The following is a 15294-nucleotide window of genomic DNA, read 5'->3' on the forward strand; positions in this document are numbered from 1 at the left end:
TCCTCACTAGACCCGGACGGATGGTCACGTGACGGCCGATCGACCAAGAGCGGTCCTCTCCCTTCGCTCGCGTTGGGGGTGGACAAGCGGGGTGGTACCGCGGTGGCCCAGCCATCGTCCTCGTGGCAATGACCACGCCGAGTACCCCCGGAGCCGCAGCGATGACCTACCCCAAGGTCTCCACCACTGACGCGACCACCGTCGTCACGTCCCCCAGCTTTCCCGACCTCGAGAAGCAGGTCCTGAGCTACTGGGAGGCCGACGGGACCTTCCAGGCGTCCATCGACGCTCGCGAGACCGGCACGGACGGGGCCAACGAGTTCGTCTTCTACGACGGACCGCCCTTCGCCAACGGACTGCCGCACTACGGCCACCTGCTCACCGGCTACGTCAAGGACGTCGTCCCGCGCTACCAGACGATGCGCGGCAAGCGGGTCGAGCGCCGCTTCGGCTGGGACACCCACGGTCTGCCGGCCGAGCTCGAGGCGATGCGCCAGCTCGGGCTGAAGACGACCGACGAGATCCGCGAGCTCGGCATCGAGAAGTTCAACGAGGTCTGCCGCGAGTCCGTGCTGAAGTACACCGGTGACTGGCGCGACTACGTCACCCGTCAGGCCCGCTGGGTCGACTTCGACAACGACTACAAGACGCTCAACCCCGGCTTCATGGAGTCGGTCATCTGGGCCTTCAAGTCGATGTACGACAAGGGCCTGGTCTACGAGGGCTTCCGCGTGCTGCCGTACTGCTGGCAGGACGAGACGCCGCTGTCCAACCACGAGCTGCGGATGGACGACGACGTCTACCAGCAGCGTCAGGACCCGGCGGTCACCGTCGGTCTGCAGATGGACACGACCGGCGAGGACCCGGTGCTCGACGGAGCCCACCTGCTCGTGTGGACGACGACCCCGTGGACCCTCCCGAGCCACCTCGCCGTCATGGTCGGCTCCGAGATCGACTACGTCGTCGTCGAGGCTGCGATCCCCGGTGTCGAAGGGGGGTCTGCTCGCTATGTCCTCGCGGAGGCCCGGCTCGGTCACTACGCCCGTGAGCTGGGGGAGGAGCCGACGATCGTCGGCCGCTACACCGGCGCCCAGCTGCTGGGCCGCACCTACACCCCTCCGATGTCGTACTACGCCGGGCACGCGGGCGCCTTCCGCGTCGTCGCCGCCGACGACGCCGTGACGACGACCGACGGTACGGGCATGGTCCACACCGCCGGCGCCTTCGGTGAGGTCGACAAGGAGGTCACCGACCGCGAGGGCATCGAGGCCGTCATGCCGGTGGCCAAGGACGGCACCTTCACCGTGCCCGTCACCGACTACGCCGGTCTGCTCGTCTTCGACGCCAATGGCCCGATCATCGACGCGCTCAAGGCGACCACGCGAGGGGAGCAGGCCGACTCGGTCAGCCCCGGCACGATCCTGCTGCGCCGCGAGAGCTACGAGCACTCCTACCCGCACTGCTGGCGCTGCCGTCAGCCGCTGATCTACAAGGGCGTCGAGTCCTGGTTCGTCGAGGTCACGGCGATCAAGGACAGGATGCTCGCCAACAACGAGCAGATCACCTGGACGCCCGACCACGTCAAGCACGGGCAGTTCGGCAAGTGGCTGGAGAATGCGCGCGACTGGTCGATCACCCGCAACCGCTTCTGGGGCAGCCCGGTGCCGGTGTGGAAGTCCGACGACCCGGCCTACCCGCGCCTGGACGTCTACGGCTCCTTCGAGGAGATCGAGCGCGACTTCGGCAGGCTCCCGATCGGCGCCGACGGCGAGCCTGACCTGCACCGCCCCTTCGTCGACGACCTGACCCGGCCCAACCCCGATGACCCGACCGGCAAGAGCACGATGCGCCGCGTCGAGGACGTGCTGGACGTGTGGTTCGACTCCGGGTCGATGAGCTACGCCCAGGTGCACTACCCCTTCGAGAACGCCGACTGGTTCGAGCACCACTTCCCGGGCGACTTCATCGTCGAGTACATCGGCCAGACCCGCGGCTGGTTCTACACGCTGCACATCCTGGCCACGGCGCTCTTCGACCGACCGGCCTTCAAGTCGGTCATCAGCCACGGCATCGTCCTGGGCAACGACGGGCAGAAGATGAGCAAGTCCCTGCGCAACTACCCGGACGTCTCCGAGGTCTTCGACCGCGACGGCGCCGACGCGATGCGCTGGTTCCTCATGTCCAGCCCGATCCTGCGCGGCGGCAACCTCGTCGTCACCGAGCAGGGCATCCGCGAGGGCATGCGGCAGGTCCTGCTCCCGCTGTGGAGCTCGTGGTCCTTCTTCTCCCTGTACGCCAACGCGTTGGGTGAGGGCTACGAGGCGAAGTGGTCGACGGACTCCACCGACCCGCTCGACCGGTACCTGCTGGCCAAGCTGCGCGAGTTCGTCGAGGACGCCACGGCGCGCATGGACGCCTACGACATCGCCGGCGTCTGCGACTCGACGCGCAGCTTCACCGACGTGCTGACCAACTGGTACATCCGGCGCAGCCGCGAGCGGTTCTGGGCCACCGGTGCTGATCGGGCCGACGCGGAGGCTGCCTGCGACACCCTCTACACGGCGCTCGAGGTGCTCTGCCGCGTCGCCGCCCCCCTTCTCCCGCTGACGACCGAGGAGGTCTGGCGCGGGCTGACGGGGGAGCGCTCCGTGCACCTCGCGGACTGGCCGGACGCCGAGCAGCTGCCCGCCGACCACGACCTCGTCGTGGCGATGGACACCGCCCGCGCCGTCTGCAGCTCCGCGAGCGGTCTGCGCAAGGCCAACAAGCTGCGCAACCGTCTGCCGCTGCGCGACCTCACGGTCGTCGTGCCCGATGCCCAGCGTCTCGCGGACTTCGGCGCGATCATCGCCGACGAGGTCAACGTGCGTCAGGTGAGCCTGCTCGACATCGACGACTCTGCCGCACAGGAGTTCGGCGTGAGCCAGAAGCTCGCGGTCAACGCCCGCGCCGCCGGCCCGCGTCTGGGCAAGCAGGTGCAGGTCGCGATCAAGGGCTCCAAGTCCGGTGACTGGTCCGTCGCCGACGACGGCACCGTGACCGCCGGCGGCATCGACCTGGTCGAGGGCGAGTACACGCTCGAGACCATCGCGGCCGATGACGAAGGGAGCCAGCGGGCGACCGCGATGCTCCCCGGGTCCGTGGGCGGCTTCATCGTCCTCGACACCGAGGTCACCGACGAGCTCGCCGCAGAAGGCCTGGCCCGCGATGTCGTGCGCGCCGTGCAGGAGGCCCGCAAGCAGGCCGGCCTGGAGGTCTCCGACCGGATCAGCCTGACGATCACCGGGTCGCAGCGAGTGTGGGAGGCGACCGTCGCCCACCAGGGCCTCATCGTCGACGAGACCCTGGCCGGTCAGTTCGGCTCCGCTCCCACGCTCGAGGCCTTGCCGCTGAAGGACGGCGTCATCGAGACCGAGCTCTCCGGGAGCGAGCAGGTGCGGATCAAGGTCAGCAGGATCTGAGTGGGCGTGTTGGGCGGGCTGCTCTGGCTCTTGGGCTGCCAGCTCGTCGGCGAGGTCCTCGTGCGCTTGCTCGGGCTCTCGATCCCCGGTCCCGTCGTGGGGATGGTGCTCCTCTTCGGGGTGCTGTCCCTGCGCCGGCCGGGTCCCGAGTCAGGGACTCTGCGCTTCTCCGACGGGCTGCTGCGCCATCTGCAGCTGTTCTTCGTGCCCGTCTCGGTGGGGATCATGGTCCACGTCTCCGACCTCGGTCGTCAGTGGCTGCCGATCAGCGGTGGCCTCGTGCTCTCCTGGGCGGCGGGTCTGGTGACCGTGGCGGTGCTGGCCTCGCGGATGACCCGACGGACGACGGGGGGCGAGGTCGGTGACTGAGGCGCTCGACTTCCTGCGGGACTCGCCGCTCACGTGGGTCTTCGTGACCCTGCTGGCCTACCGGGCGGGACTGTGGGTGCGTGCCCGCACGCAAGGCCACCCGGTCGCGCAACCGGTGCTGGTCGCCGCGGCGCTCATCATCGCGCTGCTCTCGGTGCTCGGCATCGACTACGACGTGTACATGAGCGGGGGGTCGCTGATCCACCTCGTGCTCGGACCGGCGACGGTCGCGTTGGCGGTCCCGCTGCACCGACAGGCACACCACCTGCGGGAGATGGCCCTGCCCCTGGCCGTCGCCCTGCCCGCGGGTGCCCTCGTCTCGATCGGGTCTGCGGTCCTCACCGTGCGTGCCCTCGGGGGAGGGGAGGCGCTGGAGAACACCATCGCCCCCAAGGCCGCGACGACACCGGTCGCGATCGGCATCGCGGAAAACATCGGTGGGGTGCCCGCCCTCGTCGCGGTCTTCACCATGCTCGCCGGGATGCTCGGGGCGGTCTTCGGACCGTGGGTCCTCGACCGTCTCGGGGTGCAGGACCGACGCGTCCGCGGGCTGGCGATGGGCGCGGCCTCCCATGGCGTCGGCACCTCGCGCTCGCTGCACGACAGCATCGTCGAGGGCGCCTTCGCGGGACTGGCCATGGGTCTGACCGCACTCCTGACGAGCCTGCTCGTACCGGTGGTCGTGGCCCTGATCTGACGTCTGCATTGCCCTATGGCAATGCAGGTTTGCTGGCCGTTCGTCTGCATTGCCATAGGGCAATGCAGACGGGCGGCAGTGCATGCAGGCGGGCGAAGGGGGTCGGTCACCGCGATGGCGACCGACCCCCTTCGTCGTGGTCAGACGGCGTCGGCCTGCCGCTCCCAGACCCCGTCCTCCATCGGCTGGCCGGTCTCGAGGACCGACTTGATGCCGGAGAGGACCCATGGCCAGCCGCCGCCACCGGCGCCCATCGGGTCGGGGTTGCCGGCGACCTGCTCGGCGGTCGTCGGGCGACCGGTGAGGTCGTGCGTGAGGGTGAGTCTGGTGGCGCCGTCCGCGGTGGGTTCGATGTCCCAGGTGACGGTGCCCGGCTCCTCGTCCTGGATCCAGACCGGACCCCAGGTCTGCACGAGCCGGCGCGGCGGGTCGGACTCGAGCACCTCGCCCGTGACGACGACATCGGGCATGTTCATCGACCTCATCTCCTCGCTGGCTCGGTGCTCGAAGTGGCCGCCGGGGGAGAGGTCGTAGGAGACGTCGCCGGTGTATCCGTAGAGCCGGCTGAACTCCGGGGTCGTGATCGCCTCCCACACGCGCTCCGGCGTCGCGTTGATGAAGATGCGGTGGATCTGGGTCTCGCTCATGACTCGTCCTCTTCCAGTGCTCGCTTCAGATCGAGCAGCGCGGAGACCCGCGCCGCCGTGTACTTGCCGATCCACCGGTCGTGGATCGCCCTGATGGGGACGGCGTTGAGGTGGTGCAGCTTGCTCCGTCCCTCCTTGCGGGTGACGACGAGGTTCGCTTCCTCGAGCAGCCGCAGGTGCTTGGCCACCCCGAACCTCGTCATCTCCACGTGCTCGCGCACGACGGCCTCGAGCTGCGACTGGGTCCGCCCGTCCTGCTCGAAGAGTGCGTCCAGCAGGATCCGGCGGACGGGGTCCGCCAGAGCCTTGAACACGAGGTCGTCATCGGTCACGCCATCGACATTAGGTGACCATATGGTCACCTGTCAATGGATAGCCTGAGGGGTATGGACACCACCTTGTACTCCGCGGACGGACTGCTGGAGCTTGCTCCCGAGGGCAAGGGGGACCGGCCCGGTGTGAAGAAGGCCCTCATCGGCCACGGCGCGCGCGTGGTGATGATGCGCTTCGCCGCTGGGCAGGTGCTGGCCGAGCACACGGCCGCCTTCCCGATTCTCGTCCAGTGCCTCTCCGGCACGGTCGAGTTCGTCGCGGGGGAGCAGTCGGTCACGCTGACGGCCGGCGTCGCCGCAAACCTGGACGCCGGGGTGCCGCACGAGGTCCGTGGTGTCACCGACGCGATCTTCCAGCTCGTGATGCTTGACCCGGCCGCACGACCTTGAGGAGATGCGCACCGCGGGCGCACGACCTCAACGAGATGCGGTCTGGGTGGCGCCGGGACGCACGTGGGGGATGATCATCGGAGTGCCGGACTGCGGGTCGGCGACGACGTCTGCGGCGAGGCCGAAGACGTCGCGCACGAGCTCGGCCGTAAGGACCGTGGCCGGGTCGCCGTCACCCCGGATCCTCCCCGTGCTCATGACGACCAGACGTGAGGCGAAGCGAGCCGCCTGATTGAGGTCGTGCAGCACTGCGACGATCGTGCGGCCCTCGCGGTTGAGCTCGCCGAAGAGCTCGAGCAGCTCGTACTGGTGGGCGATGTCGAGGAAGGTCGTCGGCTCGTCGAGCAGGATCACCTCGGTGTCCTGCGCGAGCACCATCGCGACCCAGGCGCGCTGTCGCTGCCCGCCGGAGAGTGAGTCGACAGCAGTGTCAGCGAGATCGGTCAGGTGGGTGCGTTCCAGCGCCGCGGCGATGGCGCTCTCGTCGTCGGGCGACCACTGCCGCAGCAGCGAGTGGTGCGGGTGTCGACCTCTGGCGACGAGCTCGGCCACCGTGATCCCCTCTGGCGCGACGGCGCTCTGCGGCAGCAGCGAGACCCGCCTGGCAACAGCGCGACCGCGCATCCTGTGCACGTCCTCGCCGTCCAGCCGGACCTGCCCGGTCGATGGCGTGTTGACCCGGGCGAGGGTCTTGAGCAGTGTCGACTTGCCGCATCCGTTGGGACCGACGATGACCATGAAGTCGCCTTGCCGGACGTCGAGGTCGAGGTCGTGGATGACCGGGTCACCGCCGTAGCCGACGGTGATCTGCTCGGCCGCGAGGGGCGAAGGGGGTGTCATGACTTTCTCCATTCACCGACCAGCAGGACGCCGAGGTAGACGCCGCCGATCGCGAGGGTGAGGATGCCCACGGGCAGCCCGTCGAAGAGCGGGACCTGCTGGGTGGCCAGGTCGGCCAGGACGAGCAGGAGGGCGCCCGTGACGGCCGACAGGCCGAGCAGAGGTCGGGCGCTGTGGGCCAGCCGGCGGGTGATGTGGGGTGCGGTCAGGGCAACGAAGGAGATCGGTCCCGCGACCGCGACGGCGCCGCCGGCAAGCAGGACCGAGAGGAGGACGGCCCAGCGCCGGACGGCGCCTGCCTCCACGCCGAGGGCGGCCGCGACCTCGGCGCCCATCTCGGTCATCCCCAGGGGCACCGACAGCAGCGCCAAGGGCACCGCGGTCAGGGCGAGGATGATCCAGATCGTCGCCGCCTGATCCCAGCCGCGCGCATTCAGGCTGCCGTTGATGTAGGCCGCCAGCACCGAGGCCTTGTCCCGGGCCACGACGTAGACGACGTACTGGGTGAAGGCGTAGGCCATCGCCGAGACACCGATACCGGCGAGGATCATCCGCATCGGGTTGGACAGGCCGGTCCCGGTGCTCACGGCCACCAGCCCCACGGCGAGCGCGGCGCCGGCCACGGAGCCGAGGACGATGGACGTGGCGCTCGGCATGAGCAGGCCGACGAAGGCCGCCCCGGCCCCGGCGCCGGCGCTCACCCCGATGACATCGGGGCTGCCGAGGGGATTGCGCGTCACCGACTGGAAGAGCGCGCCGGAGGCTCCCAGGGCCGCGCCCGCACCGAGAGCGACGACCAGCCGCGGCCCACGCAGGTTGCCCAGGACGAAGTTGGCCTTGCCCTGCGCGTCCCCGCCGAGGACATCGACGATGCTCGCCGGGAGCTCGATGACAGGGATGCCCAGGCGACCCAACGACAACGTGGCGAGGACGGCGCCGACGACGAGGGTGAGGAGGACGAGGCCCAGGAGGACCGCCCTTCGCCGCACGGGCAGCTGCACATGGCGACCCAGGCGAACGACCGGCTCGGAGATGGTCCACGGGGTGCTCACGCGGCCCGCTTCCCGAGGCGTCGGACGGCCAGCAGGAGCACCGGGGCGCCCACGAACGCGGTCACGACGCCCACCATCAGCTCCTGAGGTCGCAGCACGACCCGACCGATGATGTCCGCCCCGAGCAGGACGATCGGTCCGACGAGCAGGCAGGTGAGGAGCTGTCGGCGCACGTCGAGACCGACCAGGGAGCGCACGATGTGGGGCACGGCCAGGCCGACGAAGGCGATCGGTCCCACGGCCGCGGTGGCCGCCGCACAGAGCAGGGTCGCCGCACCGAGTGCCGTGACGCGCAGCAGGGTCGTGTTGACGCCCAGCCCGGTCGCGGTCTCCGAGCCCAGGGCCAGGGCGTTGAGGCCGCTCGCCGAGAGGAGAGCCAGGACCAGCCCCACGACGAGGAAGGGGCCCACGGACCTCAGGTGGTCGAGGCCGCCGTCGCCCAGGGAGCCGACGACCCAGAAGCGGTAGCTGTCGAAGTGTTGCGGCATCGACAGGGCGAGCCCTTGGACATAGGCATTGAGCACGGCCGCGACGACCGCGCCGGCGAGGACGAGGCGCACGAGGCTCGCGCCTGCGCCACCCACGGTGCCGATCGTGTGGACGACGACGGCTGCGATCCCACCGCCGAGCAGGGCCACCCACGCCGAGGCGGGCGAGCCCGTGGCGATCCCGAAGAAGGCGCTGGCGGTGACCATCGCGGCAGCCGCGCCGGCATTGATGCCCAGCAGCCCCGGGTCGGCGAGCGGGTTGGACGTCACCCCTTGCATCAGGGCCCCGGACAGCGCCAGTGCAGCCCCCACCCCGAGGGCCAGGAGGGTGCGCTCGATGCGCGAGTCGAGGACCGTCGCCAGGTAGGTGTCGGGGCGCCCGGTGAGCGCGCCGATCACCTCGGGCAGCGAGGTGGATTTCGAGCCGACGGCGAGGGAGAGCAGGCAGACGAGGGCGAGCACCACGACGCACCCCGCGAGGACCAGGACGGTCCGCGGGGTGCGTCGGGCGGTGGTTCTGCTCGTCACCAGCGCAGGATCACTTCTTGTCGGCCTTGGCGATGGCCTTGTCGATCATCTCGGGGTAGCGCTCGAGCGTGTACGGCACGGTGAGCGGGTTGATCATCGAGGAGGCCGTGACGAAGGCGTTGTCGTCGCTGGAGACGACGGCGCCCTGCTTGATCGCCGGGATCGAGGCGTAGAGGTCGTTGTCCAGCGCCTGCTTCTTGGCCTTCGGGTCGCTGTAGAAGGTGAAGATCAGGTCGCTGTCATTGAGCTTGTCGGCGTTCTCGTACCCGATGACCGCAGAGTCGGTGCCCTCGGTCTCCTTCAGCTTCTTGATGGCCGGGTCGCTCTTGAGGCCGAGCTTGCGCACGATGTCGGCGCGCTGCTCGGTCGGCAGGAAGACACCGAGGGTGTCGGGCGTGGTGTAGACGTACGAGAAGGAGTAGTCGGCCCACTCGGGGTGCTTCTTGGCCTCGTCGGCCAGCTGCGTGTCGAGATCGGTGATCAGGCCCTTGGCGGCATCCTGCTCACCCAGTGCCTTGCCGATGATCTCGATCTGCTGGTCCCAGTCGATGCTCCACGCCTTGTCCGGGTAGGCGACCGTCGGGGCGATGGCGTCCAGCGCGTCGTACTGCTCCTGGGTGATGCCCGACCAGGGCGCGAGGATGACGTCGGGGTCGAGCTCGACGATCTTTTCCAGGTCGAGCTCCTCACCGGCGCCGACGAACTGGGGCAGCTTGCCCCCTTCGTCCGTGACGGCCTCGTGGACCCACGGGGTGTAGCCCGTCTTGTCGGCGGCCCACGCGTACTCCTCCATGCCCACCGGGATGGCGCCCAGGGCGATCGAGGTCTCGGTCGAACCCTGACCGAGGGTGACGACCTTCTCGGGCTTCTCGGTGATCTCGGCGGTGCCGAGGGTGGACTTGATGCTCACGGGGAAGGCGCCGTCACCAGAGCCGCCGGATGTCGCAGCGGCATCGGGGGCGTCGGAGCTGCCGCAGGCACTGAGGGCGAGGGCGGCGGTCATGAGGGTGGCGGCACCGGCGGTGCGCAGGCGGGGCAGGGGCATAGCGGAACCTCTGGTCGATCGATGGATGGTTAGGCGAGGCTAACCTACTACTTCCATCAGTCGTGACGATGCACCCGGTGTCCGTCCCGGTCGAAGATCATGATCACCTCGGCCGGCCCGCCGGTGGCGACGAAGGAGTGTGGGGTCATCGTCTCGAACTCGGCGGCCTCTCCCGTCTCGACCATGACGACCCGGTCGCCGAGGAAGAGCTGGACGCGGCCCTCGAGGACGAAGAACCAGTCGTGCCCGGGGTGGACCTGCTGCTCGGGCCTGCGGCTACTCGGCTCCAGACGCACCTTCATCGCGGTCGTGGTGCCCGTGGCCTTGGTGAGCATCCAGGTGGTGCGACCCTCCTCGCGCGTCGGTGTCGGGCGGATGACGACGTCCTCGTCGATGTCCTCGGCGAGCAGGGTCTCGACGTCCGTGCGCAGGGCCCGGGCCAGCGGCAGGAGCACGTCCAGGCTGATGGCCCGCTTGCCGGTCTCGATGCGGCTGATCGTCGACGGGCTGAGGTGGGAGCGCCCGGCCAGGTCGTCGAGGGAGAGCGACTGCGCCCGTCGCAGGCCACGCAGGCGGGTGCGGACGGTCTGCTCGATCTCGCTCATGGGTCCTCCGTGCGGTCAGGGCACCGCGGTGTTTGCGAATAGTGCAAGGAAGTATGCACTATACGCCAGATCGATCTACGGTGAAGTCATGAGCACCCACCACCACAGCACCCCGTCCGTCATCGAGCGTCACGTCGACGTGGCCGTTGTCGGCGGCTCCGCCGCCGGCCTCGCCGCGACCCTGCAGCTCTCCCGGCAGCGCCGGTCCGTGATCGTCATCGACTCCGGTGAGCCGCGCAATGCCCCTGCCGACCAGATGCACAGCTACCTCGGCCACGAGGGGCGCTCGCCCGCCGACTTCCTGCGGATCGGGCGCGAGGAGGTGCGCTCCTACGGCGCCGAGGTCCTCACCGGCCGGGCCAGCGCCGTCACACGTGAGGATGGCGGCTTCCGCATCGAGCTCAGCGGCGGCCACGTCGTGCACGCCCGCCGCGTCATCGCCGCGACCGGCCTGACCGACGAGCTGCCCGATGTGCCCGGGCTGGCGCAGCACTGGGGCGGCGCGGTCATCCACTGCCCCTTCTGCCACGGCTACGAGGCCCGCGACCAACGGATCGTCTCGCTCGTGACCTCGCCCATGGGGCTGCACCCGATCCCGTTGCTCCGTCAGCTCACCGACGACCTCACCGTGATCGTGCACGACGGCGTCGCGGCCGACGAGCCGCAGCTGCAGACTCTCCGGGATGCCGGGGTGCGCGTCGTCGTGGCCCGGGCCGCCGAGGTCGTCAGCGACGAGGGCGGGGCGCTGCGCGGCATCCGGCTCGAGGACGGCAGCCTGGTCGATGCCGACACCATCCTCATCGGGACCCGCCTGCACGCCCGGGTCGCCCCCTTCGTCGGGGTGGGTCTGGTCGCCAGCGACCACCCGAGCGGGGTCGCCACGTACGTCGAGGCCGACCCGATGACCGGCGCGACCGCCATCGCCGGGGTCTACGCCGCGGGGAGCATCGCGGAGCCCATGCTCCAGGTCCTGCCGACCGCCGCCGCCGGCTCCAGGGTGGGCAGCATGGTCAGCTTCGACCTGGCCCACGAGGACCTGGAGGCCGCGGCCCGGCCCAGCGCCCACGCGGCGGACTGGGACGGGCGCTACTCCGGCGACCTGCAGTGGAGTGGCAACCCCAACGGGTCGCTCGTCGCCGAGGTCGAGGGTCTGACGCCCGGCTCCGCCCTCGACGTCGGTGCCGGCGAAGGGGGCGACGCCGTCTGGCTGGCGCAGCAAGGCTGGCAGGTGACGGCCAGCGACATCTCCACCCTCGCGTTGGAGCGGGTCGGTGCGGCCGCTCGCGACCGCGGGCTCGAGATCGCGCTGCGGCAGGCCGACGCCAACGCCTGCGACCCCTTCGGCGGCGTGCAGCACGACCTGGTCACCGCGGCCTACGCCTCCTTCCCACGCACCCCGGACGGGCGCGGTGTGGCCAACGTGCTCGACGCCGTCGCACCGGGCGGTCGCCTCGTGGTCATCAACCACGACACGCAGGACATGGACGCGGCCGCCGACCGGGGCGACGTCGAGCAGACCCGGCCCTTCGACCACAAGGCCTTCGTCCGCACCGAGGAGCTGGTGGCAGCCATCGTCGAGCGGCCGGGCTGGACCATCGAGGTCGACGATCGTCGGGAGCGCCCGGCCGGCGCGGCCTCCACCCAGCACGTGCACGACGTCGTCCTGCATGCGCGGCGGACGGTGTGACGATGGGACAATCGCCCGTATGAGTCCCGCCCCCGATGCCGCCCAGCGGCAGGCCACCGCCGATCTCGAGCTGCGCAAGCGGATGCGTCAGGTCGAGGACAACATCCTCGAGCGCGCGCCCGAGCACGACCTGGAGCCCAGCCTCGACCGCATCCGTGCGGTCATGGACCTGCTCGGCGAGCCGCAGCGCACCTTCCCCGTCATCCACGTCACGGGGACCAACGGCAAGACGTCCACGGCACGGATCATCGAGTCGATCCTGCGCGAGTCGGGCCTGAAGACCGGGCGGTTCACCTCCCCGCACCTGCAGGACATCCGCGAGCGGATCACCATCGGCGGCGAGCTGATCACCCGCGAGGCCTTCCTCGACGCGTGGGCGGACATCGCCCCCTTCGTCGACGCGGTCGACACCCGCTCGGCGTCCGAGGACGGCCCGCGGATGACCTACTTCGAGGTGCTCGTCGCGCTCGCCTACGCCGCCTTCGCCGACGCGCCGGTGGACGTCGCGATCGTCGAGGTCGGCATGGGCGGCTCGTGGGACGCCACCAATGTCGTCGAGGCCGACGTCGCGGTCATCACGCCGATCGGCATCGACCACCAGCACTTCCTCGGCGACACGGTCGAGGAGATCGCCACCGAGAAGTCCGGGATCATCCACCCCGACGCCATCGCCGTGAGCGCACCCCAGGACCAGGAGGTCCTCGACATCCTGCGCGAGCGGGCCGAGGAGGTCGGCGCCCAGCTCAAGGTGGAGGGCGTCGACTTCGGCGTGCTCACCCGCGAGGTGGCCGTCGGCGGTCAGCTGATCTCCTTGCGGGGCATCGCCGGCGAGCACCCGGACCTGCTGCTCAACCTGCACGGCGCCCACCAGGCGAGCAATGCCGCGCTCGCGGTCGCTGCCGTCGAGGCCTTCATCGGCGGGGGAGAGCAACCCCTCGCCGAGGAGGTCCTCGCCGCCGGACTGGCCTCGGCCACCTCCCCGGGACGTCTGGAGATCGTGCGCCGCAGCCCCACCGTCATCCTCGACGCGGCCCACAACCCGCACGGTGCAGCGGTCCTCGCCGAGGCGCTCGGGGACTCCTTCACCTTCAGCCACCTCGTCGGTGTGGTCTCGATCTTCAAGGACAAGGACGTCGTCGGCATCCTCGAGGCGCTCGAGCCCGCCCTCGACGAGGTCGTCGTCACCCGCTCCACCTCGCCGCGCGCGATGCGCCCGGACCGTCTCGGTGAGATCGCCGCCGAGGTCTTCGGCGACCACCGCGTCACCGTCATCGCCGAGCTGCCCGACGCGCTGGACCATGCGGCCCAGCTGGCGGACGAAGGGGGAGTCGCCGGTGGTGTCGTCGCGACCGGCTCGATCGTCACCGTCGCCGAGGTGCGCCTGCTCCTGGGCGTCACCGACGTCGAGCAGCCCACGCGGCGTCCCCTCGAGGTGCCCGTCGAGGTCGAGGACGAGGACTGACCTACCCTTGACCCCCGTGACTCCACAGACCCGCCCGCGCCCCCAGGGCAAGTTCATGTGGCGGATGCTCGCCACCGTCCTCGGTGGCCAGGGGCTGGTCATCTTCTTCGGTGCCCTGACCAGCCGAGGGCTCCACCCGGACCAGGGTGCAGTGGTCGCGGGACTGACCCCCTTCGTCCTGCTGTGCATCCTGGCGGTCCTCGCGATCGTCGCTGCCGGACTCATGCGTCGCCCCTTCGGCCCGGCGCTCGGATGGGTCGTTCAGGTTCTTTCCATCTTGTCCGGGTTCTTCGTCGGCATGATGTTCGTCGTCGGCCTCGTCTTCGCCCTGCTCTACGGCTACTGCCAGCGAGTCGGTCGACGTGTCGATCGTGAACAGGCCGCCCGCGCCATGACCCAGCAGGAGAACTGACCTTGGACCTCATCACCGCCGCGATCCTCGGACTCGTCCAGGGACTCACCGAGTTCCTCCCCGTGAGCTCCAGCGCGCACGTCTCGATCGTCGGCCAGCTGCTCGGCCAGGGTGACCCCGGCGCCGCCTTCACCGCCATCACCCAGCTCGGGACCGAGGCCGCGGTCGTCATCTACTTCTGGCGCGACATCACCACGATCATCCGCAAGTGGTTCCTCGCGCTCGCGGGCAAGGTCGCCAAGGACGACCCCGACGTGCGCATGGGCTGGCTGGTCATCATCGGCACCATCCCCATCGGCCTGCTCGGCGTCCTGTTCCAGGACCAGATCGAGACCTCGCTGCGCAGCCTGTGGATCACCGCGACCATGCTGCTCGTCTTCGCGATCGTGATCATGGTCGCCGAGCGGGTCGGCACGCAGCGCCGTGAGCTGACCGACCTGACGTGGAAGCACGGCATCTTCTACGGCCTGTGGCAGGCCCTGGCGCTCATCCCGGGCGTCTCCCGCAGCGGCGGCACCATCGCCGGTGGTCTCTTCATGGGCTACACCCGTGTGACGGCCGCCCGCTACAGCTTCCTGCTCGCCATCCCTGCCGTCATCGCCTCGGGCGGCCTGCAGGTCGTCAAGATCGCCGGTGGCGAGGGCACGGGGGAGACCGGCTGGGGGCCGATCATCGTCGCGACCGTCATCGCCTTCCTCGTCGGCTACGCGGTCATCGCGTGGTTCATGCGGTACATCACGACGCACACCTTCACCCCCTTCATGATCTACCGGATCCTGCTGGCACTCGGCCTCTTCGCCCTGCTGGGTACGGGCACGATCGCCGCGTGACTACGCTGGGCCCCGTGACCGAGACTGCGCAGACCGAACGTTCCCTCATCCTCGTCAAGCCCGACGGCTTCCGTCGTGGGCTCACCGGCGAGGTGATCCGCCGGATCGAGGCGAAGGGGTACACCCTCGCCGCCCTGTCCGTCCTCACCCCGACCCGTGAGCAGCTGGCAGCGCACTACGCCGAGCACGAGGGCAAGCCCTTCTACGAGCCGCTCCTGGACTTCATGGCCTCCGGCCCCGTCGCGGCCGTCGTCATCGAGGGCCAGGAGTGCATCAAGGGCTTCCGCTCCCTCGCCGGCGCGACCAAGCCGACCGAGGCCGCCCCCGGCACCATCCGTGGTGACCTCGGGCGCAAGTGGGCCGGCACCGTGGACGAGAACATCGTCCACGGCTCTGACTCCCCGGAGTCCGCTGCCCGCGAGATCGGCATCTGGTTCCCGAGCCTCTGA

The 15294-nt window shown here is 69.9% G+C and carries 16 protein-coding genes; 9 read left to right on the forward strand and 7 right to left on the reverse strand.

Annotation, left to right across the window (positions count from 1 at the left end; genetic code table 11):
• Positions 1–161: 161 nt before the first annotated feature.
• Genes ileS through ASG73_RS09445 form a run of 3 tightly spaced genes read left to right on the forward strand, consistent with a single transcriptional unit; the run spans position 162 to position 4527 of the window.
• Entirely contained in the window at positions 162–3461 is a 3300-nt protein-coding gene (ileS, locus tag ASG73_RS09435) for an isoleucine--tRNA ligase (protein ID WP_055993919.1), read from the forward strand.
• A complete protein-coding gene (locus tag ASG73_RS09440) occupies positions 3462–3830 on the forward strand; it encodes a CidA/LrgA family protein (RefSeq protein WP_235499403.1) in 369 nt (122 codons plus the stop codon).
• Positions 3823–4527 (forward strand): LrgB family protein, encoded by a 705-nt coding sequence (locus ASG73_RS09445; RefSeq protein WP_055993921.1) that lies wholly within the window; start codon positions 3823–3825, stop codon positions 4525–4527. Before ASG73_RS09440 ends, ASG73_RS09445 begins: the two co-directional genes overlap by 8 nt.
• A 140-nt stretch (positions 4528–4667) precedes the next feature.
• On the opposite strand, the gene ASG73_RS09450 is transcribed toward ASG73_RS09445, so the two are convergent.
• Complete coding sequence (locus ASG73_RS09450) at positions 4668–5174, reverse strand: SRPBCC domain-containing protein (protein ID WP_055993923.1); 507 nt, start codon at positions 5172–5174, stop codon at positions 4668–4670.
• Positions 5171–5506: an ArsR/SmtB family transcription factor gene (locus ASG73_RS09455; protein ID WP_055993925.1), complete on the reverse strand. Its 336-nt coding sequence runs from the start codon at positions 5504–5506 to the stop codon at positions 5171–5173. The genes ASG73_RS09450 and ASG73_RS09455 overlap by 4 nt, the downstream gene beginning before the upstream one ends.
• 54 nt (positions 5507–5560) lie before the next feature.
• Here ASG73_RS09455 and ASG73_RS09460 point away from each other — a divergent pair, with 54 nt between their 5' ends.
• Complete coding sequence (locus ASG73_RS09460; protein ID WP_055993927.1) at positions 5561–5896, forward strand: cupin domain-containing protein; 336 nt, start codon at positions 5561–5563, stop codon at positions 5894–5896.
• A gap of 27 nt (positions 5897–5923) precedes the next feature.
• Here the strand turns inward: ASG73_RS09460 and ASG73_RS09465 are convergent, their stop codons facing one another.
• From ASG73_RS09465 to ASG73_RS09485, 5 genes are read right to left on the reverse strand one after another with little or no spacing between them, the layout of a single operon-like run.
• On the reverse strand, positions 5924–6736 hold the full coding sequence (locus ASG73_RS09465) for an ABC transporter ATP-binding protein (RefSeq protein ID WP_156466228.1): 813 nt from the start codon (positions 6734–6736) through the stop codon (positions 5924–5926).
• The gene (locus ASG73_RS09470) at positions 6733–7788 is read right to left on the reverse strand and encodes a FecCD family ABC transporter permease (protein WP_055993931.1); all 1056 of its coding nucleotides are present in this window, start codon (positions 7786–7788) and stop codon (positions 6733–6735) included. Before ASG73_RS09470 ends, ASG73_RS09465 begins: the two co-directional genes overlap by 4 nt.
• Positions 7785–8804, reverse strand: coding sequence for a FecCD family ABC transporter permease (locus ASG73_RS09475; RefSeq protein WP_200946742.1), 1020 nt, complete (start codon positions 8802–8804; stop codon positions 7785–7787). The genes ASG73_RS09470 and ASG73_RS09475 overlap by 4 nt, the downstream gene beginning before the upstream one ends.
• A 10-nt stretch (positions 8805–8814) precedes the next feature.
• Entirely contained in the window at positions 8815–9849 is a 1035-nt protein-coding gene (locus tag ASG73_RS09480; protein WP_055993935.1) for an iron-siderophore ABC transporter substrate-binding protein, read from the reverse strand.
• A gap of 56 nt (positions 9850–9905) precedes the next feature.
• Positions 9906–10454, reverse strand: a complete 549-nt coding sequence (locus tag ASG73_RS09485) for a helix-turn-helix domain-containing protein (protein WP_055993937.1) — start codon at positions 10452–10454, stop codon at positions 9906–9908.
• Positions 10455–10542: 88 nt separating this feature from the next.
• Between ASG73_RS09485 and ASG73_RS09490 the strand changes: the two genes are divergently transcribed.
• Genes ASG73_RS09490 through ndk form a run of 5 tightly spaced genes read left to right on the forward strand, consistent with a single transcriptional unit; the run spans position 10543 to position 15294 of the window.
• Entirely contained in the window at positions 10543–12141 is a 1599-nt protein-coding gene (locus ASG73_RS09490; protein ID WP_082567120.1) for a bifunctional NAD(P)/FAD-dependent oxidoreductase/class I SAM-dependent methyltransferase, read from the forward strand.
• A gap of 19 nt (positions 12142–12160) precedes the next feature.
• Positions 12161–13603: a bifunctional folylpolyglutamate synthase/dihydrofolate synthase gene (locus ASG73_RS09495; RefSeq protein ID WP_055993939.1), complete on the forward strand. Its 1443-nt coding sequence runs from the start codon at positions 12161–12163 to the stop codon at positions 13601–13603.
• Positions 13604–13619: 16 nt separating this feature from the next.
• A complete protein-coding gene (locus ASG73_RS09500) occupies positions 13620–14015 on the forward strand; it encodes a DUF4233 domain-containing protein (protein ID WP_156466229.1) in 396 nt (131 codons plus the stop codon).
• Between the two features lie 2 nt (positions 14016–14017).
• Positions 14018–14845, forward strand: a complete 828-nt coding sequence (locus ASG73_RS09505) for an undecaprenyl-diphosphate phosphatase (RefSeq protein WP_055993941.1) — start codon at positions 14018–14020, stop codon at positions 14843–14845.
• Positions 14846–14859: 14 nt separating this feature from the next.
• Positions 14860–15294 carry a nucleoside-diphosphate kinase gene (gene ndk, locus ASG73_RS09510; RefSeq protein WP_055993944.1) on the forward strand — a complete coding sequence of 145 codons (435 nt, stop codon included), beginning with the start codon at positions 14860–14862 and terminating at the stop codon, positions 15292–15294.

It is taken from the genome of Janibacter sp. Soil728 (genome assembly GCF_001428305.1).
In the GTDB taxonomy this organism is placed as follows: domain Bacteria; phylum Actinomycetota; class Actinomycetes; order Actinomycetales; family Dermatophilaceae; genus Janibacter.

Excerpts from the sequence above, each read along its gene's own strand:
- ASG73_RS09460 (WP_055993927.1), top strand. The coding sequence starts at position 5,561 with ATGGACACCACCTTGTACTCCGCGGACGGACTGCTGGAGCTTGCTCCC.
- ASG73_RS09485 (WP_055993937.1), bottom strand. The coding sequence starts at position 10,454 with ATGAGCGAGATCGAGCAGACCGTCCGCACCCGCCTGCGTGGCCTGCGA.
- ileS (WP_055993919.1), top strand. The coding sequence starts at position 162 with ATGACCTACCCCAAGGTCTCCACCACTGACGCGACCACCGTCGTCACG.
- ASG73_RS09480 (WP_055993935.1), bottom strand. The coding sequence starts at position 9,849 with ATGCCCCTGCCCCGCCTGCGCACCGCCGGTGCCGCCACCCTCATGACC.
- ASG73_RS09450 (WP_055993923.1), bottom strand. The coding sequence starts at position 5,174 with ATGAGCGAGACCCAGATCCACCGCATCTTCATCAACGCGACGCCGGAG.
- ASG73_RS09495 (WP_055993939.1), top strand. The coding sequence starts at position 12,161 with ATGAGTCCCGCCCCCGATGCCGCCCAGCGGCAGGCCACCGCCGATCTC.
- ASG73_RS09490 (WP_082567120.1), top strand. The coding sequence starts at position 10,543 with ATGAGCACCCACCACCACAGCACCCCGTCCGTCATCGAGCGTCACGTC.
- ASG73_RS09465 (WP_156466228.1), bottom strand. The coding sequence starts at position 6,736 with ATGACACCCCCTTCGCCCCTCGCGGCCGAGCAGATCACCGTCGGCTAC.